We start from the raw sequence: 23423 nt of genomic DNA, 5'->3' as shown, positions 1-23423 counted from the left end.
CAACCCGGACGCAAAGGAGAATCGTATGAACACCCTCGCACATACCGTACTGCTGGATCAGACCGTGCCCGCCCGGGCGCCGTGGTCGGCGATCGTGCCCGCCGGGGCGCATCTGGACATCGTCGATCTGCACGGCAACCAGGCCGTGGACTGCCTGCTGTATTCGGCCGCCGACCACGCCGAACGCTACAGCGCCCAGGCCACGATCACCGCGCAGCGCAACATCTTCCTCACCACCGGCAGCGTGCTGCGCACCGACGCGGGCGCCGCGCTGATGACGGTTGTCGCCGACGAGGTCGGCAATCACGACACCGTCGCCGGCGCATGCTCCCAGGAGTCGAACACCCTGCGCTACGGGCACCACACCCGCCACCAGCACGCCTGCGTGGAGAACTTCCTCGCCGAGGGCATGAAATGGGGCCTGGGCAAACGGGATCTGGTCTCGAACATCAATTGGTTCATGAACGTCCCCGTGGAGGCGGACGGCACCCTCGGCATCGTCGACGGCCTCTCGGCCCCCGGCAAGAAGCTGACCCTGCGCGCGGAGATCGACACCCTGGTCCTGGTCTCCAACTGCCCGCAGATCAACAACCCCTGCAACGGATTCGACCCCACCCCGGTGCGCATGGTCATCACGCGCTGACGTCCGCACCCCGAATGCCATTGCACTGCAACCCATTCGTTCAGGAGGTTCGGTTATGAACGCCGCCGAAGCGACGGGCGCGACCCTCGCGCATCCCACCGCCCATACGCCGGAGAGTCCTGTCGGCGCGCACGGACCGACTCGGGTATCCGCACGGGTCGCGTCTGTGGTTCATTCTCCTGCGAGGGAATCGGTTCGTTCAGAAGGCGCGGACGTGGCCGATGCGCCGGAAAGTCCTGCGGGGGTGCACAAACAGACTCCGGTGTCCGTGCTCGCCGCCGAGACATCGGAAGGTCACACAGGCACACGAGAATCGACTCCCGCGGACCTGCTCGCGAAAGGGGCCGTGTCGATGGCTCTGGCGAATCCCACGGGCGTGTACGAACCGAGTCGGTTCGAATCAGATCGGGTTGCCGCAGAGGCCGGGGGGCTGACGGCTCCGGTGGCGGACGCGGCGGCGGCTGAGCGGCCCGGCATCGACGTGATCCGGCCGGGAATGCTGACGACGGTGCAGGATTGGCCCGGGCGGGTGGGGTATTGGCATGTGGGGGTGCCGCCGTCGGGGCCTATGGACGATCTGTCGTTCCGGTTGGGCAATCGCGCGCTCGGCAATGCGCAGGGGGCGGCCGGTCTCGAATGCACGCTGACCGGACCGGGATTGCGGTTCCGGACGGCGGGTTGGGTATGCGTGACGGGTGCACCCGTGCCGGTCACCGTCGATGGCGCATCGGTTCCGATGTGGCGGGCGATTCAGGTACCGGCGGGCGGGATGCTGGAAGTGGGCGCCGTGCGCGGGCCCGGTATGCGCTGCTACATCCTGGTGGCCGGAGGGATCGATGTTCCCGAATATCTCGGCAGTGCGGCGACTTTCACGCTAGGACATTTCGGAGGCGGCACCGGGGCCGCGCTGCGGGCCGGGCAGAGCCTGGCGCTCGGGCGGGCGGGGCGGATCGGCTCGGGAGTGCCCGCCGACGAGCGGCCCGTGCTGTCGCGGCGCTGGGAGCTCGCGGTGACCGAGGGGCCGCACGGGGCGCCGGAGTTCTTCACCCGCGCCGATATCGAGACGATCGTCGGCATCGACTACGAGGTGCATTTCAACTCCGATCGGACCGGCGTGCGGCTGGTCGGCCCGAAACCGCGGTTCGCGCGCCCGGACGGGGGCGAGGCGGGGCTGCACCCGTCCAATATCCACGACACCGCGTATTCGGTCGGCGCGCTGGACTTCACGGGGGACACCCCGATTCTGCTCGGGCCGGACGGGCCGAGTCTCGGGGGCTTCGTCTGCCCGGTCACGGTGGTGGCCGCGGATCGCTGGAAGCTCGGCCAGCTGACGCCGGGCGACAGCGTGTGTTTCGTTCCTGTGCGGGCGGCACGGGCGGCGTCGCCGCGTGCGCTGGGGCCCGCGCGGCGCGCCGGATGGCCGTTCGTGCTGTCGAGCGGCGGGGACGGCGACGACGGCGTACTCGCCCGCGCCGAGGCGGACGACACCACACGGATCACCTATCGGCGTGCGGGCGACGACGGCATCCTCGTCGAATACGGCGATATGACATTGGATCTGGGTCTGCGGGCGCGGGTGCACGCGCTGCACGAACATCTGCTCGAGCATCGCGAGCCGGGTGTGGTCGAGCTGACGCCCGGTGTGCGATCGCTGCAGGTGCGTTTCGACCCGGATCGGCTGTCGTCCGCGAAGCTGCTGGAGCTGCTGTCCGCCGTGGAGGCGCACCTGCCGTCCGCGGAGGATCTGGTGGCGCCGAGCCGGACCGTGAATCTGCCGCTGTCGTGGGATGATCCGGCGACGCGGGAGGCGATCACTCGATATATGCACGGCGTCCGCGCCGATGCGCCCTGGTGCCCGTGGAATATCGAGTTCATTCGCCGCGTCAACGGATTGCCTTCGGTGCGAGATGTTTTCGACACCGTCTTCGCCGCGGAATATCTCGTGCTCGGCCTCGGCGATGTCTATCTGGGCGCACCGGTCGCGACCCCGGTGGATCCCCGGCACCGCCTGGTGACCACCAAATACAATCCGGCGCGCACCTGGACCCCCGAGAACGCGGTCGGCATCGGCGGCGCCTACCTGTGCATCTACGGCATGGAGGGCCCCGGCGGCTACCAGTTCGTCGGCCGCACCACCCCGGTATGGCGGCACGGCGGCGACGGATCCGGCGAATCCCCCTGGTTGCTGCGATATTTCGACCGCATCCGCTGGTATCCCGTCGAACCGGACGAACTACTGGACCTGCGGGCCGAATTCGCCTCGGGCCGGGGAGAACTCCGCACCGAGGAGGGCGAGTTCCGCCTCGCCGACCACCGTCGCTTCGTCCATGACAACGCCGCCTCGATCGCCGAATTCCGGACCCACCAGGCCGCGGCCTTCGCCGCCGAACGCGAATCCTGGCGCACCGCGGGAGAACTCGCCGAGAGCCGATGACGGCCACTGGGCCCTGGTCCACCCCGCGTGCGTGCCCAACGCGCCGCAATCCGTCGTCACCCAGTCGGCGCGGTGACGATGTGAAAACGACGCCGGGGGCGCCCGGGTGATGCCGGGGCCGCGAGGTCATGCGGGAGCCGGGCGGTGATGCCGGAGGTCGGGCACGGTGCCGAGACGGGCGGCGACGCCGGGGATGGGTGCGATGCCGGAGCCGCGGGAGGACACAGGAGCGTGCGGCACCGCAAGGGGACGTGCAGTGTCCCGATCAAACGTGAAGCATCTGGGTAAGCGATGACTACGAGTGAGGAGTACCGGCCATGAGCGTATGGATTCACCGGCGGGCCGATGATGACATCGCCCGTGAGATCGCCACGGCGCAGGGCCCGTTGGCTGGGCTGCGGCTGGCCGTCAAGGACAACGTCGACGTCGCGGGGATTCCCACTACCGCGGGGTGTCTCGCATTCGCGTACGTCCCCGAGCGGGACGCTGCGGCGGTTGCGGCGCTGCGGGCGGCCGGGGCAGTGGTGGTGGGTAAGACGAATCTGGATCAGTTCGCGACCGGACTCGTCGGCACGCGTTCCCCGTACGGCGCCGTGCCCGATGTGCATAGGCCCGAATTCGTCTCGGGAGGTTCGAGTTCCGGCTCGGCCGTGGCAGTGGCGGGCGGTGCGGTCGATATCGCCATCGGCACCGACACGGCGGGATCCGGGCGGGTGCCCGCGGCGTTCGGCGGGATCGTCGGGATCAAGCCGACCGTCGGGGTGGTGTCCACCGACGGGGTCGTGCCCGCCTGCCGCTCCTACGACTGCGTCACGATCTTCGCCGCAGATCTGCCGCTGGCGGACCGGGCGATGGGTGCGCTGGCGGCGGGTGCGGGGGCCCGCGCCTGGCCCGCCGATGTCAGGTTCGCCGCGCCGCCGGACCCCGTCGTGGCGGTGTTCGATGCGCTGCCCGAGCTGGATCCGCTGTGGCGCACGGCCTTCGAGCGCACGGTCGCGGCACTGCGCGAGGGGGGTGTGCGGATCGTGACAGTCGATCCGGAGCCGTTCCTGGCCGCGGCCCGGCTGCTGTACGAGGGCGGACTCGTCGCCGAAAGATATGCCGCGGTAGGCGCATTCGTCGACGCCCACCCCGAATCGGTCGACCCGACGGTCGGATCGATCATCCGCGCGGCCCGCGATATTCCGGCCCACCGACTGGTGTCGGACCTGGCCGCCCTGGAGTCGCTGCGGGCGCGGGCGCTGGCGAGTCTCGAGGGGGCCGACGCACTGCTGACCCCGACCGCGCCGGGGCAGCCGACGCTCGCCGAGGTGGCCGCCGATCCGATCGGCGCGAACTCCCGGCTCGGTACCTACACGAATTTCTGCAATCTGTTCGATCTGTGCGCGGTCGCGGTCCCGGCCGGAACCGCGGGCCCGGGGCAATTCGGCGTCACCGTGCTCGCCCGGGCGTTCGAGGACGCGGTGGCCCTGGATATCGCCTCCCGAATCCCGAACGGCGACAACGAATCCGCGGCACCGCCGGAGACAGTCTGGCCGCTGCGCGCCGCGCCCGCACACGAACTGATCGTCTTCGGCGCCCACCTGCGCGGCCAGCCGCTCGAGCATCAGCTGACAGACTTGGGCGCCCGCTGGATGGGCCCAGTGCGCACCGCGCCCCACTACCGCCTGGCCGCCCTGGACACCACCCCACCCAAACCCGCGGTCACCCGCCGCCCCGCCGGCGAGACGGGCATCGCGGTGGCGGGGGAGCGCTGGCTGCTGTCGCCGGCAGCCCTCGGTCGCTTCCTCGCGCAGCTTCCGCATCCGATGCAGCTGGGCGCGGTCGAGCTCGAGGACGGCTCCTGGCACACCGCATTCGGCTGCGACGGAGCGGCCGCCGCGTCGGGCAAGGACATCAGCGAGTACGGCGGCTGGGCGGCGGCCCTGGCGGCGGGTGCCGTCGGCTGACTATTTCCGGACGTGACCTCTACGGACGTCCGCCGTGCGTCGGTCGGCGCGATCGAATCGGGGCACGGCAGTAGAGTCTGCGGCGGCGGGCAAGGGCGTCGGCTCTCACGCGGGCGCGGCCGGTTGAACGTGCTCGGACGCGACATCGCGCGTGGACACAGACGTGGGTGGGCGGATTCGGCGACGGCCGGATGCACGGTAGCGTTCAACTGCGCGGCCGATGTGGGTGAGGACGTCAGCGACTACGGCGGGCCCCGACCGCAGACACTGTCGGCTGAGCGCATCCGGATGTGACGCACGGCGCAGCGCGCAACGGTGGGTGCCTAGGCGGCGGGAGGTCGGGACCGGATCGCAAGCAGAGGCCGATCAGTCGAACTTGAAGTACCGCGTTGCGAGCCAGCCGGTGACCACGGCCCACACGACCAGCACGACCAGCCCGTACCAGTCGACGCTCGTGCGCAGGGCCTGATCGAGCGCCTGGGCCAACGCCCCGGACGGGATCAACCGGGCGACGACGCTCAGCGGCTTGGGGATGTCGCCCGCGGCGAAGACCAGGCTGGCGACCGCGAGCATGACGAACCACGCGATATTGGCCAGGGCGAGCACGATTTCGGCCTTCAGTGTGCCGCCCAGCAGCAGTCCCATCGCCGCGAAGGTGGCGGTGCCCAGCGCGATGACCACCGCGCCGAAGACCAGCCCGGCCGCGCCCGGCCGCCAGCCCAGCGCAATACCGATGAGCCCCAGCAGGATCGACTGCAGCACCACCACGATGAGCACGGCCGCGCACTTGCCGCCGACGATGCCCCAGCGCGGCAATGCGGTGGCGCCCAGGCGTTTGAGCGCCCCGTAGCGCCGGTCGAAGCCGACGGCGATGGCCTGACCCGTGAACGCGGTGGACATGATGGCCACCATCATCACCGCGGGCACGATCCGGTCCACCCGGTGCACGCCGAGGCTGCTCAGCGGCAGCAACGTCAGCCCGATGAGCATGGCGATCGGGATGAACATGGTCAGCAGCAGCTGTTCCCCGTTGCGCAGCAACAGGATCAGCTCCATGCGGGTCTGCGAGGCCAGCATCGCCGCCCGCGCGGCCGGGCGCGGGTCGGGGGTGAAGGTGCCCGGCTCGAAACGGGCGGCCCTGTCGGTCATCTGGACTGCCCTTCGTGTGGGTCGTTGATCGGATGCAGGGTCGGCGCTCCCGGGGGCGGGCCGAACCGCTTCCTGCGCTTGGCATTCCGTCGAACGTCGTGCGGAGTCGCGATTGCGGTGCGTCGCGGTGATCCGATACCGATCTCAGTGGCGGGGGAGGGGCTCAACTGCGGATCTCCCTTCCGGTCAACTCCAGGAACACGTCCTCCAGGCGCCGCTGGTCGATGCGAATATCAGTGGGCAGCACGTCGATTCGCGCGCACCAGGCCGTCAGGGTGGCCAGCACCTGGGGGGTGATGTCGCCGCGCAGCAGGTAGGACCCGGGGCTGGTCTCCTGCGGCGAGAAACCCTCCGGCAGTGCGGTTGTCAGCAACGTCAGGTCGAGTTTCGGTGGGGCGGTGAAGTGCAGCCGTCCCTCGGCCCCGGCGGAGGTCACCTCGGTGGGCGTACCCGCGGCGACGACGCGGCCGTGGTCGATGATGACCAGGCGGTCGGCGAGCTGCTCGGCTTCGTCCATCATGTGGGTGGTCAACAGCACACCGACCCCGTCGCGGCGCAGCGCATCGATCAGCTCCCACACCAGATGCCGTGCCTGCGCGTCCATACCGGCGGTCGGCTCGTCCAGGAACACCATCTCCGGCCGCCCGACCAGCGCGCACGCCAGGGCCAGGCGCTGCTGCTGGCCTCCCGACAGCCGCCGGTACGGGGTGCGGCGGGCGTCCTGCAGGCCCAGGGTGTTCAACAGCCACTGCGGATCCAGGGGATTCGCCGAATAGGACGCAACCAGGTCGAGCATCTCGCCCGCCTTGGATCCGGGATACGCGCCGCCGCCCTGCAGCATGACCCCGATACGGGGACGCAGCGCGTCGGTGTCCGCGATCGGGTCCAGGCCGAGCACCCGCACCGTGCCCGCGTCGGGTGCGGAGAAGCCCTCGCACATCTCCACGGTGGTGGTCTTGCCCGCGCCGTTGGGGCCCAGCAGCGCCACGACCTCCGCCCGCTGCACCTCGAAGCCGAGGCCGTCGACGGCGGTGGTCTCGCCGAAGCGCTTGACAACACCATCGACCTTGACGGCGCAAGAGGATCCGTTCACGAAGTGACACGGTATGCCGCGGGCGGCTGTGATGGAGCAGACACCCCCGCACGGTTCCGCCACGGCAGCAGATGGCGGGTGAGCACGATGAAGATCACCCCGACGACCAAACCGGCCGACGCGGCCTCAATGATCTGGAAGACGCCGAAGTCTGCGCCGCGCGGCATCAGGATCATGCTGACCACGGCGGAGAACACCACCGCGGGTACCCGGAACGTGCGCGTGGTGGCCCAGGCCGCGAGCGGGACGATCGCCCACAGCAGGTACCACGGCTGCACGACGGGATACAGCAGCACGATCGCGGCCAGCGACACCCCCATGGCCCCGACCGGGTGGAGCCGGCCCTTCCAGGTGGCCACGAGCATGCGCAGGGTGAAGAATCCGGCCACGACCTCGGCGATCGGGCGGGTGATGCTCAGCAGCGCGGTGGTGTGATCGCCCAGGCCGAGCAGGACGCCACCGAATCCCGTGATGACTCCCAGCGCCGTCGGCAGCGACATCCAGCTGCGCACGCTGTTGGCGGTGTTGAGGGTGTGTATCCAGCCCATGCCCAGGCCGCTGACCTCGGCGACCAGCAGCGTGGCGCCGACCGCGATCACGAGCATCACGACCGCGGCGAGCAGCACCGGGCGGATGCCCTGGCCGAGCTTGCGTGCCAGGGCCATTCCGACGAAGCCCATCGCGATGATCGAGGTGAATTTGACCGATGCGGACAGCGTGATCACCGCCGCGCCGAGGACGATCCACGCCCAGGCCCGCCGGTCCAGGACGACGCCGTCCTCGAGCCCGCGCAGGCAGAACTCGAAGCCCGCGAGCATCAGCCCGAGCATCAGCGCATCGTTGTGCACGCCCCCGACCAGGTGGAACAGCACCAGCGGGTTGGCCGCACCCAGCCACAGCGCGCTGACGGGCGCGACGCCGCAGCGCCGCGAGAGCCGGGGCAGCGCCCACACGATCAGCGCCACGCCTCCGAGCTCGAGCAGCCGGTGCGCCCAGACGCCGAAGATGATGTTGTCGCCGGTCAGCTTGGCGATGCCCTGGCCCATCCACAGGAAGAGGGGGCCGTAGGGCGCGGGGGTGTCGCGCCAGATGTTGGGCACGTTGTTGGTCAGGACATTGGCCAGGCCCAGGCCGTTCGCCGGACCCACGACGTACGGGTCCATGCCGCGCTCGGCGATCTCGCTCTGCGCCAGGTAGGAGTAGACGTCGTTGGAGAACATCGGCGGAGCGATGGACAGTGGGACAATCCACAGCAACAGCGTGCGATCGAGCTGTGACCGGCTCAGCCGGTGCAGCGGACCCCCGCCGTAGCCGACGGCGAAGCGGCCCAGCAGCAGCCAGGCGCCCACGACCGCGGCCGTGCCGATCATGCACATGGCCAGGGTGGGGGTGGCCGCCCGCGCGAACATCCCGACGACCCGCATCCCCGACACGGGATTCTGATGCACCGGCTGGGCGCCCACCCCGAGCGCGCTGATCGCCATCAGCACCGCGCCGGTCGCGCCGAGCAACCGAATCCGCTTGAACTGCACCATTTCCCGCGCGTCGAGGCCGGGCGCCTCGGACTCGTTGGTGTGCAGCGCGGCGATGGTGTGATCGGGTGCGGGGACGTCCAGGCCCAACGCCCGGCGCCCTACCGCGATCGACCTGCGCCGTATGTCCTCCACTACCGCCACGGGGAAAGAGCCTAGTTCGGGCACGAGCCGCGGCGGTGACGGGATCGGACTAATTCACCCGGGCTCGCGGGAAGGCCGGAATACGGGCCCGACCGGCCGGTTCTCCCCGGTGGCCGGACTACTCAGGCGACCCTTACTAGAATGCGGGAAGGAATTCCGTCACACTGATGTTGTGAAAACCGTGGGTTTGCGGAACGCGAGTGCGGAGTCCGGGCGCCAGGCTGGCGCCCGGAACGCTGTCGCGCCCGCAGCGCCGGCGAGCGAGGGTCACACCCGCGAGGCTGTGGTGCAGCTGCTGCTCGAGCAGGGTCCCATCACCGCGACCGCGATCGGCGAGCGGCTGGGCCTGAGCCCGGCCGGGGTGCGCCGGCACCTCGACGCGCTGATCGAGTCGGGCGAGGCGCAGGCCGCCCGCTCCGCACGCTGGCAGCAGCAGGGACGCGGCCGTCCGGCCAAGCAGTATCAGCTGACCGCGGCGGGCCGCGGCCGCCTGGGGCACACCTACGACGATCTCGCCGGTGCGGCCATGCGCCAGCTGCGCGAGATCGGCGGGGAGTCGGCGATCACCGAATTCGCGCGCAAGCGGGTCGGCACGATCGTCGCCGGGATCGAGGCGCTGGGTCCGCACACGCCGGAGACCACCGCGGAGAAGGCGCACGAGATCGCCGAGGCCTTCACCGACGCGGGATTCGCCGCCTCCACACGCAAAGTCGGTGCGGGCGTGCAGATCTGCCAGCATCACTGCCCGGTGTCGCACGTGGCCGAGGAATTCCCGGAGCTGTGCGCCGCCGAACTCGACGCCTTCCGGGAGCTGCTGGGCACGCACGTGCAGCGCCTGGCGACCATCGCCAACGGCGACTGCGCCTGCACCACCCACGTGCCACTGTTCCTGCCGACCCCCGAGATACCTACTCCCGAACCGAACGAAACCGACGCCGCCGCGCAGCCCGCGGTGGCGCGACCCAACTCCGGAAGGAGTGCGCAATGACGACCACGGCCGATCAGGCCCTGCCGCTGACCCAGGAGGAAACGATTGCCTCCCTGGGCAATTACGGCTACGGCTGGGCGGATTCCGACGCGGCCGGCGCCGCCGCGCAGCGAGGCCTGTCCGAGGACGTCGTGCGCGACATCTCCGGCAAGAAGAACGAGCCCGAGTGGATGCTGGACTTCCGGCTCAAGGCCCTGCGGATCTTCGACCGCAAGCCCATGCCGGGCTGGGGCTCGAACCTCGAGGGCATCGACTTCGACAACATCAAGTACTTCGTGCGCTCGACCGAGAAGCAGGCCGAGAGCTGGGAAGACCTGCCCGAGGACATCAAGAACACCTACGACAAGCTGGGCATCCCGGAGGCGGAGAAGCAGCGCCTGGTCGCCGGTGTGGCAGCCCAGTACGAGTCGGAGGTCGTCTACCACCAGATCCGCGAGGACCTGGAGGCGCAGGGCGTGATCTTCCTGGACACCGACACCGGCCTCAAGGAGCACCCGGAGCTGTTCCGGCAGTACTTCGGCTCGGTCATTCCCTCGGGTGACAACAAGTTCTCCGCGCTGAACTCGTCCGTGTGGTCGGGCGGCTCGTTCATCTACGTGCCGCCGGGCGTGCACGTGGACATCCCGCTGCAGGCCTACTTCCGGATCAACACCGAGAATATGGGCCAGTTCGAGCGCACGCTGATCATCGTCGACGAGGGCGCCTACGTGCACTACGTCGAGGGCTGCACCGCGCCGATCTACAAGTCCGACTCGCTGCACTCCGCGGTGGTCGAGATCATCGTCAAGAAGGGCGGCCGCTGCCGCTACACCACCATCCAGAACTGGTCGAACAACGTCTACAACCTGGTCACCAAGCGGGCCAAGGCCGAGGCGGGCGCGACCATGGAGTGGATCGACGGCAACATCGGCTCCAAGGTCACCATGAAGTACCCGTCCGTGTGGATGATGGGTGAGTACGCCAAGGGCGAGGTGCTCTCGGTGGCGTTCGCCGGTGAGGGCCAGCACCAGGACACCGGCGCGAAGATGCTCCACCTGGCGCCGCACACCTCCTCGACCATCGTGTCGAAGTCGGTGGCGCGCGGCGGCGGCCGGGCCTCCTACCGCGGCCTGGTCCAGGTCAACAAGGGCGCGCACGGGTCGAAGTCGACCGTGAAATGCGATGCGCTGCTGGTGGATACGATCAGCCGCTCGGATACGTACCCGTACGTCGACATCCGCGAGGACGACGTGACGATGGGCCACGAGGCCACCGTCTCCAAGGTCTCCGAGGATCAGCTGTTCTACCTGATGAGCCGCGGCATGACCGAGGACGAGGCGATGGCGATGGTGGTGCGCGGCTTCGTCGAGCCCATCGCCAAGGAACTGCCCATGGAATACGCGCTCGAGCTGAACCGCCTGATCGAGCTGCAGATGGAAGGAGCCGTCGGCTGATGCCGGTCGATAACATCGCTGAGGCCGCCGAGGGCCGGGTGCCCGGGCTCAACAAGGGCGAGGTCTTCACCTCGTTCGACGTGGACGCGTTCGAGGTGCCCTCGGGCCACGACGAGGCCTGGCGCTTCACCCCGATCCGCCGCCTGCGCGGGCTGCACGACGGCACCGCGGTGCGTGACGGTGCGGCCCTGGTCGAGGTCGCGCCGGTCGCCGGGGTGAGCGTGGAGACCGTGGCCCGCACCGACGCTCGCCTGGGCGAGGGCGGCGTGCCCGCGGATCGCGTTGCCGCCCAGGCATATTCGAGTTTCGAGCAGGCGACCGTGATCACCGTCGGTGCGGAAACCGAAGTGGCCGAGCCGATCGTGGTCACCATCACCGGCCCGGGCGAGGGCAGGACGGCCTTCGGGCACGTGCAGGTTCGTCTGGGCAACTTCGCGAACGCGACGGTCGTCGTGGACTACCGCGGCAGCGGAACCTACGCGGAGAACGTGGAATTCGTGCTCGGCGACAGCTCCAAGCTGACCGCCGTGGCCGTGCAGGACTGGGCCGACGACGCCGTGCACGCCACCGCGCAGCACGCCAAGCTGGGCCGCGACGCGGTGCTGCGGCACACCAACGTCACCCTGGGCGGCGATCTGGTGCGCCTGACCGAGACCGTCCGCTACGACGGCCCCGGCGGCGAGGCCGAACTGCTCGGCCTCTACTTCGCCGACGACGGCCAGCACTTCGAGCAGCGCCTGCTGGTGGATCACGCGGTGCCGCACTGCAAGTCGAACGTGCTGTACAAGGGCGCCCTGCAGGGCGATCCGGCCTCGCACAAGCCCGACGCGCACACGGTCTGGGTGGGCGATGTGCTGATTCGCGCCGCGGCCGAGGGCACCGACACCTACGAGGCCAACCGCAACCTGGTGCTCACCGACGGCGCCCGCGCCGATTCGGTGCCGAACCTGGAGATCGAGACCGGCGAGATCGTGGGCGCCGGACATGCCAGCGCCACCGGACGTTTCGACGACGAGCAGCTGTTCTACCTGCGCGCCCGCGGAATTTCGGAGGAGGCCGCCCGGCGCCTGGTGGTGCGCGGGTTCTTCCACGAGATCATCCAGAAGATCACCGTCCCCGAGGTCCGCGAGCGGCTCGAGGCGGCCGTCGAGGCCGAACTCGCCGCCATCGGCGTCTGAAACCACTTACCCCGCAAAGGAACCGCCTGTATGACCACCCTGGAAATCAAGGACCTGCACGTCGAGGTCGCCAACCCCGACGAGACCGGCGAGCCCATCAAGATCTTGAAGGGCGTCAACCTCACCATCAAATCCGGTGAGACGCACGCCATCATGGGCCCCAACGGCTCGGGCAAGTCGACCCTGTCGTACGCGATCGCCGGGCACCCCAAGTACACCGTCACCCAGGGCACGATCACCCTGGACGGCGAGGACGTGCTGGCCATGTCCGTCGACGAGCGCGCCCGTGCGGGCCTGTTCCTGGCCATGCAGTACCCGGTCGAGGTGCCGGGCGTGTCCATGTCGAACTTCCTGCGCACGGCCGCCACCGCGGTCCGCGGCGAGGCCCCCAAGCTGCGCACCTGGGTCAAGGAGGTGAAGGAGTCGATGAACGAGCTCGAGATCGACGCCGCCTTCGCCGAGCGCAGCGTGAACGAGGGCTTCTCGGGCGGCGAGAAGAAGCGTCACGAGATCCTGCAGCTGGGCCTGCTCAAGCCGAAGATCGCGATCCTGGACGAGACCGACTCGGGCCTGGACGTGGACGCGCTGCGCATCGTCTCCGAGGGCGTGAACCGCTACAAGGAGCGCGAGGACGGCGGCATCCTGCTGATCACCCACTACACCCGCATCCTGCGCTACATCGAGCCGCAGTTCGTGCACGTCTTCGTCGGCGGGCGCATCGTGGAGGAGGGCGGGCCCGAGCTCGCCGAGGAACTCGATGCCAATGGGTATGTGCGATTCACTTCGGCCGCTGTAGGAGCATGAGATGACCGCTGTCTCGGACGTGGCAGTGCCGGCGCTGGATACCGGGCGTATCCGGGCCGACTTCCCGATCCTGAGCCGCACCGTGCGCGACGGAAAATCGTTGGTGTACCTGGACTCCGGGGCGACCTCGCAGCGGCCGCTGCAGGTGCTGGACGCGGAGCGGGAGTTCCTGCTCACGCACAACTCCGCTGTGCACCGTAGTGCGCACGCGCTGGCCGAGGAGGCCAACGACGCCTACGAGGGCGCCCGCGCGCGGATCGCGGACTTCGTGGGCGTCGGCGCGGACGAGATCGTGTTCAGCAAGAACGCCACCGAATCGCTGAACCTGGTGGCGCACGCGTTCTCCGACGACCGCTTCCGCTACCGGCTCGGCCCGGGCGACGAGATCGTGATCACCGAGCTCGAGCACCACGCGAATCTCGTTCCGTGGCAGGAGCTTGCACGCCGCACCGGGGCCACACTGCGCTGGTACGACGTCACCGACGACGGCCGGATCGACCTGGACTCGCTGGATCTGTCGCCGCGCACCCGGGTGGTCGCGTTCACCCACCAGTCCAATGTCACCGGCGCGGTCTCCCCGGTCACCGAATTGGTTCAGCGCGCAAAGGAAGTCGGCGCCCTGGTGGTGCTCGACGCCTGCCAGTCGGTGCCGCACATGCCGGTGAACTTCCGCGAGCTCGGCGTCGATTTCGCCGCCTTCTCCGGCCACAAGATGCTGGGCCCGTCCGGGGTGGGCATCCTGTATGGCCGCCGCGCGCTGCTCGAGGACACCCCGCCGTTCATCACCGGCGGCTCGATGATCGAGACCGTCTACATGGACCACAGCACCTTCGCGCCGCCGCCGCTGCGGTTCGAGGCCGGTTCGCAGATGATCTCGCAGGTCGTCGGGCTCGGTGCGGCCGTGGACTACCTGTCCGGGGTCGGGATGGAAGCTGTTGCGGCACACGAGCATTCGCTGGTCACCGCGGCCCTCGACGGCCTGAACGCCATCGAGGGCGTGCGGATCATCGGCCCGACGAAGGGCGAGAACCGCGGTGGCGCGGTGTCGTTCGTCGTGGACGGCGTTCACGCCCACGACGTGGGCCAGATCCTGGACGACGAGGGCGTCGCGATCCGCGTCGGCCACCACTGCGCCTGGCCGCTGCACCGCCGGTTCGGCATCGCGGCCACCGCCCGTGCCTCCTTCGCGCTGTACAACACCCTCGACGAGGTGGACGCGCTGGTCGCGGCGGTGCGGAAGACGCAGGACTTCTTCGGGGTTGCATAAGCCATGCGCATGGAGCAGATGTACCAGGAAGTGATCCTGGATCACTACAAGCACCCGCATCATCGGGGGCTGCGCGAGCCCTTCCAGGCCGAGGTGCACCACGTGAACCCGACCTGCGGGGACGAGGTGACCCTGCGGGTGCATATCGACGACAAGGGCGATGTCGCGGACATCTCCTACGACGGCCAGGGCTGCTCGATCAGCCAGGCCGCGACCTCGGTGCTCACCGACCAGGTCATCGGCCTGCCGGTGCAGCAGGCGATGAAGACCGTCGACGCGTTCAGCGAGATGATCTCCAGCCGTGGCACCATCGAGGGCGACGAGGACGTGCTCGGCGACGGCATCGCCTTTGCGGGTGTGGCGAAGTATCCGGCGCGGGTGAAGTGCGCGCTGCTGGGCTGGATGGCGTTCAAGGACGCCGTCGTGCGGGCGGCGTCCGCGGAGGGCACGAACTTGGCCGAGGCCGCGAAGACGATCTCCACGAACGGGAGTAGCAATGAGTGAAACGCCAGTGAACGAGGCTCCGGCGCAGCCTTCGGCGGAGGAGCTCAGCCTCCTCGAGGATCTCGAGGAGGCCATGCGCGACGTCGTCGACCCCGAACTGGGGATCAACGTCGTGGATCTGGGCCTGGTCTACGACATGCGGGTCGAGGACGACATCGCCGTGCTGGACATGACGCTGACCTCGGCGGCCTGCCCGCTCACCGATGTCATCGAGGATCAGTCGCGCAACGCGCTGGTCCGCAGCGGTCTGGTGGAGGATCTGAAGATCAACTGGGTCTGGATGCCGCCGTGGGGCCCGGACAAGATCACCGAGGACGGCCGCGAGCAGTTGCGCGCGCTCGGTTTCACCGTCTGACCCACCGACGGAGCCGGCTGTCGATCCGGTTGCGGCGCGGGAGATTTCGGGCGCCACCATATCGGATTCGAATTGGACAAAGCACCACCGTTCGGCAATGATCCTCCCGACATATTTCTCGAACCGGGGAGGATTCTTCGATGTCATTGCTGCGCAAGGCTACCGTGGGTCTGGTGGTCGCGTCGACCGCCGGGCTCAGCGTCGCCGGAGCGGGCGCCGCGAACGCGAATCCCAATGCGTACGGTGCCTTTTCGCTCTCGGAAAGTGCGGGTACCGTCGCCTACGCGCTGAACTACGCGAATTATCCCGATGCCATTCACGCGGCCGATGCCAAGTGTGGACATCCGGACTGCCACAACATTATCCAGATCGTGAACGCCTGCGGTGCGGTCGCGCAGGGCGCGGACGGGCGCTACTCCTGGAACTGGTCGGCCTCCAAGACCGAGGCCGAGCAGTCCGCGGTGAAATCGCTGGGCATGAGTGCCCCGCCGTTCCCGGATCTGGGTTCCGCCTCGCCGCGTGCGGCGCACGTAGTGCTGTCGGGGTGCACCGACAACGTCTGAGCGAGTGGTTAGCAACATCGGGCTCGGTGGCGAGTAGGCTCGCCACCGAGCCCGATGTCGTGCTCGAGTGAACTCGGCCCGGGGCCTCAGCGTGTTCTCAGCGACGATTTCGATACTTGTAACCGCCTTGTTCCGAATCCTCAGGAGAAACGCCTCGCTATGTCGACCATCAACGGTCTTCCTGCCCACGTGCTGCTGGTCCACATCATCGTCGTCCTGGTGCCGCTCACGGCCCTGCTGACCGTCGTGAGCGCGCTGTGGCCCGCGGCGCGCCGCAGGCTGATCTGGCTCCTAGTGGCGCTGTCCGTGTTTTGCGTGGTGATGACCCCGATCACGACCGACGCCGGCGAATGGCTCGAGCACAAGATCGGCCGCTCGCCCGCCATTCGTAACCACGCCCATCTGGGCGACACCATGATCTACTTCGCGGTCGGCCTGCTGGTGGCGGTGCTGTTGCTGCTGCTGGTGCACCTGCGCGAGACCCGCAATCGGCCGCTCGGGCGCGCCCTGGTCGGCGTCGTCGCGGTGATCGCTATCGCGGCCGGGGTGGCCGCGACCGTGCAGGTGTACCGGATCGGCGACAGCGGAGCCCGGGCGACGTGGGGCGGTCAGGTCGCGACGACGTCGGCCGGCTGACTCAGACCTTGACCACGATCGTCTTCATGATCATGTCGGCGAAGGTCTGACGCTTCTTGTCCCACAGCGGCCACAGATAACCGATGTAGCAGAAGCTGTCCAGGATGTGGCAGAGGTTGCGCACGAAGGCCATGCCGAAACCCATGAACTGCCCGTCGGCCTCGCGAATCAGCGTGATGCCGAGCAATTTCTTGCCTGGCGTCTGCCCGGTGGTGCCGACGAGGTAGGTCAGATACAGGCCGCCGCACACCGTGATGAGCCAGCCGATCAGCACCAGCGCCCAGCCGGCGCCGGTGAGCCCGCCGCCGGTGCAGACCGAATACCCGTTGGCATCGGTCGTGCAATCCAGCGACCGCATGCCGACGGAGAATCCGCTGATGTAGAACATCAGCGCCGGAATGCCGATGATGATCCCGTCGACGAGCGCCGCACCGACGCGCTGCAGCCAGCTGGCGTACGGGGGCTGCGGTCCGTAACCGGGCGGCGGATAGCCGTAACCCGGTGCGGTTGGCTGATATCCGCCGTAGCCGGGTGCGGGCCGGCCGTGTCCGCCCGGCGCCTGGTCGTAGCCCGGCGTCATACCGGCGTACCCGGCGCCGTACCCGATCGGCGCGTCGTATCCGTATGTGCCGGGGTCGGAGGGATCGGCCCATCCGGGCGCGTCGTGCCCCGCCGGGCCGGTCTCGTAGGCCCGCGGCGCGCCGTAGGTCGGCATGCCGGGCCACGACGGGCCGCCGTGGTCGGGGCCGTATCGGGCTCCGTTTCCATAGTCGTGGGGCGTGCCATAGGGCGGCTCGCCCGAGGGGGTCGCGGGCCCCGGGGTGCCGTATCCGGGGGACTGTCCGAAGGTCGGTCCGCCGGACGGAGGTGGTCCGCCGGGCGCGCCGTATCCGGGAGGTTGGCTGAAATTCGGGCTGCCGGATGGGGTGTGTCCGCCAGGGGTGCCGTATCCCGGAGGTTGGCTGAAATTCGGGCCGCCGGACGGGGACTGTCCGCCGGTCCCGCTGTATCCGGGCGGGACCGGACCGAGCCCGGGCGTAGCGGCAGGTGGTGTGCCGAGTCCCGCGGCGGGCGCGTCGTCTTCGAACGGAGTTCCCGGTGGGGGAGTGATCGAGCCCGGCGTCCCGGAGAGCTCGAATCCGAGCTGTTCCGGTGGATTCAACTCGGGATGTGGCATGTCGGCTGGCTCCGAGGCGCTCGAGTCGCCCGGTTCCGGCGGATTGCTCATGCGATTCCTCCGATGGTGAAGGGACGAGAGCTCAGACCACGTACGTTACCGCCGCAGCCGCCCGGTGCGTGCGAAGGTGCGCTTGGCCGCCGGCGACAGGCCCGGGGTCGCACCGTCGGCGGCACGCTCGGCCTCTTCCGGATTCGGGCGGACGAACAGGGTGACGGTGGTGGCGTCGGTGAATCCGTGCCGCGTCATCATCGTCGCCGAGGCCGTGTTGCCCACCTCGACGTCGGTGACGATGCGGCGCGCGCCGCGCGCGAACAGCGCCGAACAGCACATCTCGACCAGCCGCCCGGCGATGCCGCGGCCCTGCATATCGGGGGCGACGGCGATCCACTCCAGGTAGGCCCAGTCCTCGCGCAGTTCGAATTCCATGGAGCCCAGCACGAATCCGACGACCCGGTCCGAATCCAGCGCCACCCAGCAGGAGCCGTCGGGATTGTCCAGATGCTCCGCGACCGAGGTCAGCGACCACGACGTATACGGTTTGATCTCGGTATTGAACACCTCCGTGCCGAGATCGAGCACCTCACGCAGGTGGCCCAAGCCCATGGGGACGATCGCGGCGTCGGATTCCATGGCCGACAGTGTGCCATCGCGCGGTTCCCGGCCGACGATTCACGCGCCCTTGCGCGCGGCCTTCTTCGCTGTCTTTTTGGCCGCTTTCTTGGCGGGCTTCTTCTCGGGCTCGGGTGTGCCGGTCCGGCGACCGGAGGCCTCCAGGCTGCGCTGCAGGGCCGCGACCAGGTCGACGACCTCCGCGTCCATCTCGGCGGGCGCCGGTTCCTCGCGGCGGGCGACCGTGCCCGAACCCGAGGCGATCGCCTCGTCCAGCAGCCGCTTCAGTTCGATCTGGTACTCGTCGGTGTACTGGTCCGGATCGAATCCGTCGGACATGCTCTCGACCAGGGTCTGCGCCATCGCGATCTCCTGCGAGCGGGGTTCGGCGGCGCCGTCGAGCGCGGCGAAGTCGACCGCGCGCACCTCGTCGGGCCACAGCAGCGTCTGCAGCACCAGCACCCCGTCCCGCACCCGCAGCGCGGCGAGTCGCGTCTTCTGCCTCAGCGTGAAATGCACGAGCGCGACCCGCTCCACCTGATCGAGCGTCTTGGCCAGCAGCACATAGGCTTTCGGCGTGGTGGAATCGGGCTCGAGATAATAGCTCTTGTCGAACAGGATCGGATCTATCTGCTCCGCGGGCACGAACTGCAGGACCGGAATTTCGTGTTTCTCCGCGACCGGCAGCTTCGCGAAATCCTCGTCGGTGAGCACGACCTTGTCGCCCTCGGGCGATTCGTAGGCCTTATCGATATCGGCATACTGCACCGGCTGCCCGCAGACCGTGCACACCCGGTCGTATTTGATCCGCCCACCGTCCTTGGCGTGGACCTGGTGAAACCTGATGTCGTGATCCTCGGTGGCGGTGTAGACCTTCACCGGGACGTTCACCAGCCCGAACGCGATGGAACCCTTCCAGATCGATCGCATCCTATGATGCTACTTTCGACCTGCGCGGTCTGTCCGGCGAACCGCCGCGACCTGCGGGTTCGTCGTTGTTGGTGCGTGTTGCCAGGTGTTGTTTGTTGCTGTTCGTGGATTTGTGACGTCCTGTGGACGTCCTGATACCGACGCGATTTGCCCACGCCACGTGCTGTTTCGGGGCGATTCAGCGGTTGCTTGTTCTGTGCTGAGCGGCCGTTTCGGCGCCGCTGGATCGTCTGCCAGGTGCCACAAATCCGTGACTGCGAGTTCGGGCGGACCCATGTATCTCTGAGATCTCTTACGTCGCTCTCGGTAGGCCGATGCCGTGCGTGGACCTGCGGCAAATACCTTGGTACCGATATATGCGCATTTGACTAATTGTCGTGAACGTGGCGGGAGCAGGAGAAGGGAAAGCTTGTCTCGTATCCTCAGCGGCGAGGGGCCGGTGGAGGTCTTGCTGTCGCGCGGTCCGGCCCGGACTGCGCCGAGTCGGTGTTGGGCGAGGGGCTGGGACGCTGTTTGTCGAGGTCGCCGAGATGGTACCGAGGCGATTTCTTGACCTGAGCCGGTTTCGGGGTGTTCAGACGCCGATCTGCATGGGCTCGACAACAGTGCGGCTGGATCTCGAAGGACGGGCTGACAGGATTTGAACCTGCGACCACCTGACCTGGAAGCAGATTCCTGGCATGCATCCCAACGATTCCCAATATGTATCAATAGCTGCACTAATAGCGGATATGCATGGTTTGTCATTTCCTGTTGCAACCTGCCGTTTCTCAGCCAAACCGTGTACTGCCCGTGTACTGCGGGCATATTGCAACGGTGTCACACTCGTGCAGCGCTTTACATCAACATCGAAGAATCCGCCGCCGCTGGTGATGGTGCGCGAACCGGCCCATGAGAGTACGGATCGCACACCGCGACGTTTGGGGTCCCCGACGTCCCTGGCATACATCCACTAACAACGGATCGCATCCGCCGAAGAGCGCAGCTGGTTTTCAAGGTTGTTTGTCTATTCCGGCTCCTTCGCACTTGGTTCCGTTTCACCGTTGGCGGGTTGTGCGGTTGCAGGCGATCCGGTTGAGGTCTCGAACTCGTGGGGTACCAGTTGCCGTCTGAGCTCATCGATTTGTCGACGACGTTCGAGGGCTTCGTTATGGCGCCGGATAGACTCCTCTTGAGCATCGGCGATGTATGTCCACAGGCCGTAATCTTCACTGCCGAACTTTTGAAGAGACTCGTTGATAGAAGCGAGATGCTTACTTGATTGTTTCGCCTCTGCCACAAGGTCGTGCATCGTATTGGTAACTACCTTATTTGCATTCTCGAGTATGCCCCAATCAAGAATCGATTTGGTTTCGAATGGTTTCCCCCCTTTGTCCTCGTAAGTTACGAATCCCTCATAGCGGAGGGGGAGATCAGTCTTGAAGCGTCTTATTGCGGAGTCCCACAGAACTCGCCACTCCTGCCACGGCGCAAGGATTGGAATGACGTCTGGGTGCCAAAGTTCGGTTACGGTTGCGCCCGGCTCCATGCTTGGGCTGACCTGAGGGGCCTGTTCAAAGTTGAGACGAATGTTGTAAGCAGGCGTCGTTCCAAAATTCTTGACAACCAGTTCGAGTACGTGCCAGTGCGTTTGATTAGGCTCCGAATACATGATGACATTCGGCTGAGCTTGCTCCTCACGAGTTTTGCGAGCTTCAGCGGCTTGTTCCATTGCCGCATCTACCTGCTTCTTCGCATAGCGGCCAGCTACGATCACAGTCCCGAGTGCAATAACCGCTGTTGCCCATCCGGCTGATGCGGCCCAGGCGTCGGCTCGAACGTGGTGCAACCAATCCCATGCGTCGCCAATCCAAATACCGATATCGTGCATCCAACTCAACAGTGGTCCTCCGTCCATAGAGGCTGCCCGATCAACTTGTTGATCTTGTGAACGAGCTGCCGGCGGTGCACATCCCGTTGGTAGGGGAAGCTACAGAAGACCCGTCCTGGCCACGTTGCCCTCCAGCGCTTGGGGTGCGCGCTTGTCCTATCGGACTGCGCTCGTGATTGTTTCTGACATGTTGCCCGGCAAGTCCCTACCAAGCGGCGGCGCTGCTGGTGGGGGTCGTGCTCGTGGAACGGTGTGCGGTGTGTCTATCAGTTCGATAATGGGCGTGTTTCGAGTTCGCTGAGATACATGGCGGCGATTTCGGCCTCGGGGGCCTTGAGATGCCGGTAGATATCGACAGCGGCTCGGAGTTGAGCGATGGCGGCGTCGGTGTCGCCAAGGGCGGCCTGGGCGCGGGCGGTGCCTTCCAGGGCGCGAGCTCGCTCACGTTGGCTACCGATGGTCTCGGCCAAGTTAAGTGCGTCAGTGAACATCCTCAAGGCTTCATTCAGTTCGCTGGTCGCCAACAGCACCGTCCCGATCTCGTTGACCACCTCAGCTTCACCGCGGCGGTTGCCGATACCCTGGAAAATCACCAGTGCTTGCTGGTGTAGGTCGGCAGCCTCACCGTAATCCTCGGTGGCCCAACGCACGACACCAAGATTGCGGAGAGCATTGGCTTCCCCGAAACGGTTACCGACGCCCCGGAAAATTTCCAGTGCTTGCTGGTGCAGGTCGGCAGCCTCACCGTAATCCCCTGTAGCCCAACGCACGACACCAAGATTGCGGAGAGCGTCGGCTTCCCCTAGGCGGTTGCCGATTTCCCGGTAGATTGCCAGCGCCTGCCAGTTCAGGTCAGTAGCCGTACCGTAATCCCCTGTAGCCCAACGCACGACACCAAGATTGCGGAGAGCATTGGCTTCCCCTAGGCGGTTGCCGATTTCCCGATAGATTGCCAGCGCTCGCTGGTCCAGGTCGGTAGCCGTACCGTAGTCTCCGGTGTCCCTGCGTACGACGCCGAGATTAGTGAGAGCATTGGCTTCCCCGAGGCGGTTGCCGATTTCCCGATAGATTGCCAGCGCCTGCTGGTCCAGGCCGGTAGCTGCACCGTAGTCTCCGGTGTCCCTGCGTACGACACCGAGATCGGTGAAAGCATTAGCGAGACAAAGCCGGTCGCCGAGATGTTCGGCGTTGTCTGCGGCGCGCCGGTGCAATTCCAACGCCTGCGACCACGGCCCGTCTCGCTCGAGCAACCCGGCCAGCAGTCCCGTCAACGCCAGCAACCGCTCAGATGAGTTCGTAGCAACGCTTTCGAGGCAGGCCACCAGATTCGCCCGCTCGAGCCGCATCCACGCTACTGCCTGCATCTCGCCAGAGAAATCCTGCGTTGGAATGCTCCGATGCGGGGTGGGGGGCCTCACGGTGGGCCGAGGTCGGCGTACCAACCAGCGATCCGCGGCGCTTGCGGCAGTCTGGTAGTAGTCAAGTAGCCGATCCACCGCTTGGTCGTTGTCGAATGCGGGGTCGCCGGTGGTGAGGGTGTGGGCGTAATTGCGTAGCAGGTCATGCAACCGAAATCGGTCCGAAGCGGTCTCGTCGAGGAGGTGGTCGACATAGAGAGCGTTCAATTCGTTCTGCGCCACTGCAACCGGGATGCCGGCCAGTGCCGCGACCGCGAAGGTGTCGAAATGGGGTCCGGGGTGTAGTCCCAGGCGGCGGAACAGAAGTTTCCGCTTGGGTGGCAGGTCGCGGTAGGACAGGTCAAAAGCAACGCGCACAACCGGATCATCGACCGGGTCGAGTATAGCTAGCCGGTTCGCTGCGGTCGCCAATGCATCAGCCCGGGTGGCAATGTCTGCTGCTGTCCAGCGTGGATGGTGTGCTGCCTGCCCTGCAACCAGCCCGATCGCCAGTGGAAGCCTTCCGCACACGTCAGCGGTGCGGGCCGCGGCTTCTCGCTCGCCGCGAGTGTGCGGGTTGCGTTGTGCGATGGTGAGGAACAGGTCCGTAGCCGGTTCGGGGTTGAGAACTTCTAATGCTAGTGCCGTGTCCTGAAAGGTTGATGCTGAAACCCGCAGTCGGGGTGGCGGGTTGATCATCGGCCGGTGACCGGCGATGCTGCCGGTGGAGGTGGTGCCGGTGGCTCGTAAACCGGATGTGTTCGT

General features: G+C 67.3%; 20 protein-coding genes. 12 read left to right on the top strand and 8 right to left on the bottom strand.

Translation table 11 applies throughout. The features are described 5' to 3' along the window. Positions 1-25: 25 nt before the first annotated feature. From KO481_RS41155 to atzF, 3 genes are all read left to right on the top strand, one after another. A complete protein-coding gene (locus tag KO481_RS41155; RefSeq protein WP_215923997.1) occupies positions 26-643 on the top strand; it encodes an urea amidolyase associated protein UAAP2 in 618 nt (205 codons plus the stop codon). A 496-nt stretch (positions 644-1139) separates the two neighbouring features. Further along, entirely contained in the window at positions 1140-3077 is a 1938-nt protein-coding gene (locus tag KO481_RS41150) for a 5-oxoprolinase/urea amidolyase family protein (protein WP_245402265.1), read from the top strand. Positions 3078-3394: 317 nt separating this feature from the next. Next, positions 3395-5026, top strand: coding sequence for an allophanate hydrolase (gene atzF / locus KO481_RS41145; protein WP_215923995.1), 1632 nt, complete (start codon positions 3395-3397; stop codon positions 5024-5026). Positions 5027-5392: 366 nt separating this feature from the next. Here the strand turns inward: atzF and KO481_RS41140 are convergent, their stop codons facing one another. From KO481_RS41140 to mptB, 3 genes are all read right to left on the bottom strand, one after another. Continuing rightward, entirely contained in the window at positions 5393-6175 is a 783-nt protein-coding gene (locus KO481_RS41140) for an ABC transporter permease (protein WP_215923994.1), read from the bottom strand. 163 nt (positions 6176-6338) lie between these two features. Beyond that, the gene (locus KO481_RS41135; RefSeq protein WP_215923993.1) at positions 6339-7268 is read right to left on the bottom strand and encodes an ABC transporter ATP-binding protein; all 930 of its coding nucleotides are present in this window, start codon (positions 7266-7268) and stop codon (positions 6339-6341) included. After that, positions 7265-8944 carry a polyprenol phosphomannose-dependent alpha 1,6 mannosyltransferase MptB gene (mptB, locus tag KO481_RS41130; protein WP_215923992.1) on the bottom strand — a complete coding sequence of 560 codons (1680 nt, stop codon included), beginning with the start codon at positions 8942-8944 and terminating at the stop codon, positions 7265-7267. The genes KO481_RS41135 and mptB overlap by 4 nt, the downstream gene beginning before the upstream one ends. Before the next feature lie 172 nt (positions 8945-9116). Here mptB and KO481_RS41125 point away from each other — a divergent pair, with 172 nt between their 5' ends. From KO481_RS41125 to KO481_RS41085, 9 genes are all read left to right on the top strand, one after another. After that, positions 9117-9932 carry a helix-turn-helix transcriptional regulator gene (locus KO481_RS41125; protein ID WP_372452189.1) on the top strand — a complete coding sequence of 272 codons (816 nt, stop codon included), beginning with the start codon at positions 9117-9119 and terminating at the stop codon, positions 9930-9932. Further along, a complete protein-coding gene (sufB, locus tag KO481_RS41120) occupies positions 9929-11365 on the top strand; it encodes a Fe-S cluster assembly protein SufB (RefSeq protein WP_215923990.1) in 1437 nt (478 codons plus the stop codon). Before KO481_RS41125 ends, sufB begins: the two co-directional genes overlap by 4 nt. Next, positions 11365-12543, top strand: coding sequence for a Fe-S cluster assembly protein SufD (gene sufD, locus KO481_RS41115; protein ID WP_215923989.1), 1179 nt, complete (start codon positions 11365-11367; stop codon positions 12541-12543). Before sufB ends, sufD begins: the two co-directional genes overlap by 1 nt. Before the next feature lie 30 nt (positions 12544-12573). Beyond that, positions 12574-13347: a Fe-S cluster assembly ATPase SufC gene (gene sufC / locus KO481_RS41110; RefSeq protein WP_215923988.1), complete on the top strand. Its 774-nt coding sequence runs from the start codon at positions 12574-12576 to the stop codon at positions 13345-13347. Between the two features lies 1 nt (position 13348). After that, a complete protein-coding gene (locus tag KO481_RS41105; protein WP_215923987.1) occupies positions 13349-14614 on the top strand; it encodes a cysteine desulfurase in 1266 nt (421 codons plus the stop codon). A gap of 3 nt (positions 14615-14617) precedes the next feature. Then, positions 14618-15118, top strand: a complete 501-nt coding sequence (sufU, locus tag KO481_RS41100; protein WP_215923986.1) for a Fe-S cluster assembly sulfur transfer protein SufU — start codon at positions 14618-14620, stop codon at positions 15116-15118. Beyond that, positions 15111-15473 carry a metal-sulfur cluster assembly factor gene (locus KO481_RS41095; protein WP_215923985.1) on the top strand — a complete coding sequence of 121 codons (363 nt, stop codon included), beginning with the start codon at positions 15111-15113 and terminating at the stop codon, positions 15471-15473. Before sufU ends, KO481_RS41095 begins: the two co-directional genes overlap by 8 nt. A gap of 140 nt (positions 15474-15613) precedes the next feature. Further along, positions 15614-16036 (top strand): DUF4189 domain-containing protein, encoded by a 423-nt coding sequence (locus KO481_RS41090; protein WP_215923984.1) that lies wholly within the window; start codon positions 15614-15616, stop codon positions 16034-16036. A 159-nt stretch (positions 16037-16195) separates the two neighbouring features. After that, positions 16196-16672 (top strand): DUF2231 domain-containing protein, encoded by a 477-nt coding sequence (locus KO481_RS41085; RefSeq protein ID WP_215923983.1) that lies wholly within the window; start codon positions 16196-16198, stop codon positions 16670-16672. A gap of 1 nt (position 16673) precedes the next feature. On the opposite strand, the gene KO481_RS41080 is transcribed toward KO481_RS41085, so the two are convergent. The 5 genes from KO481_RS41080 to KO481_RS41060 all read right to left on the bottom strand — a co-directional run. Further along, positions 16674-17900 (bottom strand): RDD family protein, encoded by a 1227-nt coding sequence (locus KO481_RS41080; protein ID WP_215923982.1) that lies wholly within the window; start codon positions 17898-17900, stop codon positions 16674-16676. A 45-nt stretch (positions 17901-17945) separates the two neighbouring features. Next, the gene (locus tag KO481_RS41075) at positions 17946-18482 is read right to left on the bottom strand and encodes a GNAT family N-acetyltransferase (protein ID WP_215923981.1); all 537 of its coding nucleotides are present in this window, start codon (positions 18480-18482) and stop codon (positions 17946-17948) included. Positions 18483-18521: 39 nt separating this feature from the next. Further along, a complete protein-coding gene (ku, locus tag KO481_RS41070) occupies positions 18522-19391 on the bottom strand; it encodes a non-homologous end joining protein Ku (protein WP_215923980.1) in 870 nt (289 codons plus the stop codon). Between the two features lie 1006 nt (positions 19392-20397). Beyond that, complete coding sequence (locus KO481_RS41065; RefSeq protein ID WP_215923979.1) at positions 20398-21261, bottom strand: DUF8453 domain-containing protein; 864 nt, start codon at positions 21259-21261, stop codon at positions 20398-20400. 266 nt (positions 21262-21527) lie between these two features. Then, on the bottom strand, positions 21528-23423 hold a 1896-nt coding region (locus KO481_RS41060), incomplete at its 5' end, for a tetratricopeptide repeat protein (protein ID WP_215923978.1).

Origin of the sequence: Nocardia albiluteola (genome assembly GCF_018860155.1) — a bacterium.
GTDB lineage: Bacteria > Actinomycetota > Actinomycetes > Mycobacteriales > Mycobacteriaceae > Nocardia > Nocardia albiluteola.
The sequence above is the reverse complement of the archived record's forward strand: the minus strand, read 5'-3'. Positions and strand labels throughout refer to the sequence as shown.

Bases quoted from the DNA above. Each gene is read 5' to 3' on its own strand.
- KO481_RS41155 (WP_215923997.1), top strand. From the start codon at position 26: ATGAACACCCTCGCACATACCGTACTGCTGGATCAGACCGTGCCCGCC.
- KO481_RS41150 (WP_245402265.1), top strand. From the start codon at position 1,140: ATGCTGACGACGGTGCAGGATTGGCCCGGGCGGGTGGGGTATTGGCAT.
- atzF (WP_215923995.1), top strand. From the start codon at position 3,395: ATGAGCGTATGGATTCACCGGCGGGCCGATGATGACATCGCCCGTGAG.
- KO481_RS41140 (WP_215923994.1), bottom strand. From the start codon at position 6,175: ATGACCGACAGGGCCGCCCGTTTCGAGCCGGGCACCTTCACCCCCGAC.
- sufB (WP_215923990.1), top strand. From the start codon at position 9,929: ATGACGACCACGGCCGATCAGGCCCTGCCGCTGACCCAGGAGGAAACG.
- sufD (WP_215923989.1), top strand. From the start codon at position 11,365: ATGCCGGTCGATAACATCGCTGAGGCCGCCGAGGGCCGGGTGCCCGGG.
- sufC (WP_215923988.1), top strand. From the start codon at position 12,574: ATGACCACCCTGGAAATCAAGGACCTGCACGTCGAGGTCGCCAACCCC.
- KO481_RS41105 (WP_215923987.1), top strand. From the start codon at position 13,349: ATGACCGCTGTCTCGGACGTGGCAGTGCCGGCGCTGGATACCGGGCGT.
- sufU (WP_215923986.1), top strand. From the start codon at position 14,618: ATGCGCATGGAGCAGATGTACCAGGAAGTGATCCTGGATCACTACAAG.
- KO481_RS41095 (WP_215923985.1), top strand. From the start codon at position 15,111: ATGAGTGAAACGCCAGTGAACGAGGCTCCGGCGCAGCCTTCGGCGGAG.
- KO481_RS41090 (WP_215923984.1), top strand. From the start codon at position 15,614: ATGTCATTGCTGCGCAAGGCTACCGTGGGTCTGGTGGTCGCGTCGACC.
- KO481_RS41085 (WP_215923983.1), top strand. From the start codon at position 16,196: ATGTCGACCATCAACGGTCTTCCTGCCCACGTGCTGCTGGTCCACATC.
- KO481_RS41080 (WP_215923982.1), bottom strand. From the start codon at position 17,900: ATGAGCAATCCGCCGGAACCGGGCGACTCGAGCGCCTCGGAGCCAGCC.
- KO481_RS41075 (WP_215923981.1), bottom strand. From the start codon at position 18,482: ATGGAATCCGACGCCGCGATCGTCCCCATGGGCTTGGGCCACCTGCGT.
- ku (WP_215923980.1), bottom strand. From the start codon at position 19,391: ATGCGATCGATCTGGAAGGGTTCCATCGCGTTCGGGCTGGTGAACGTC.
- KO481_RS41065 (WP_215923979.1), bottom strand. From the start codon at position 21,261: ATGCACGATATCGGTATTTGGATTGGCGACGCATGGGATTGGTTGCAC.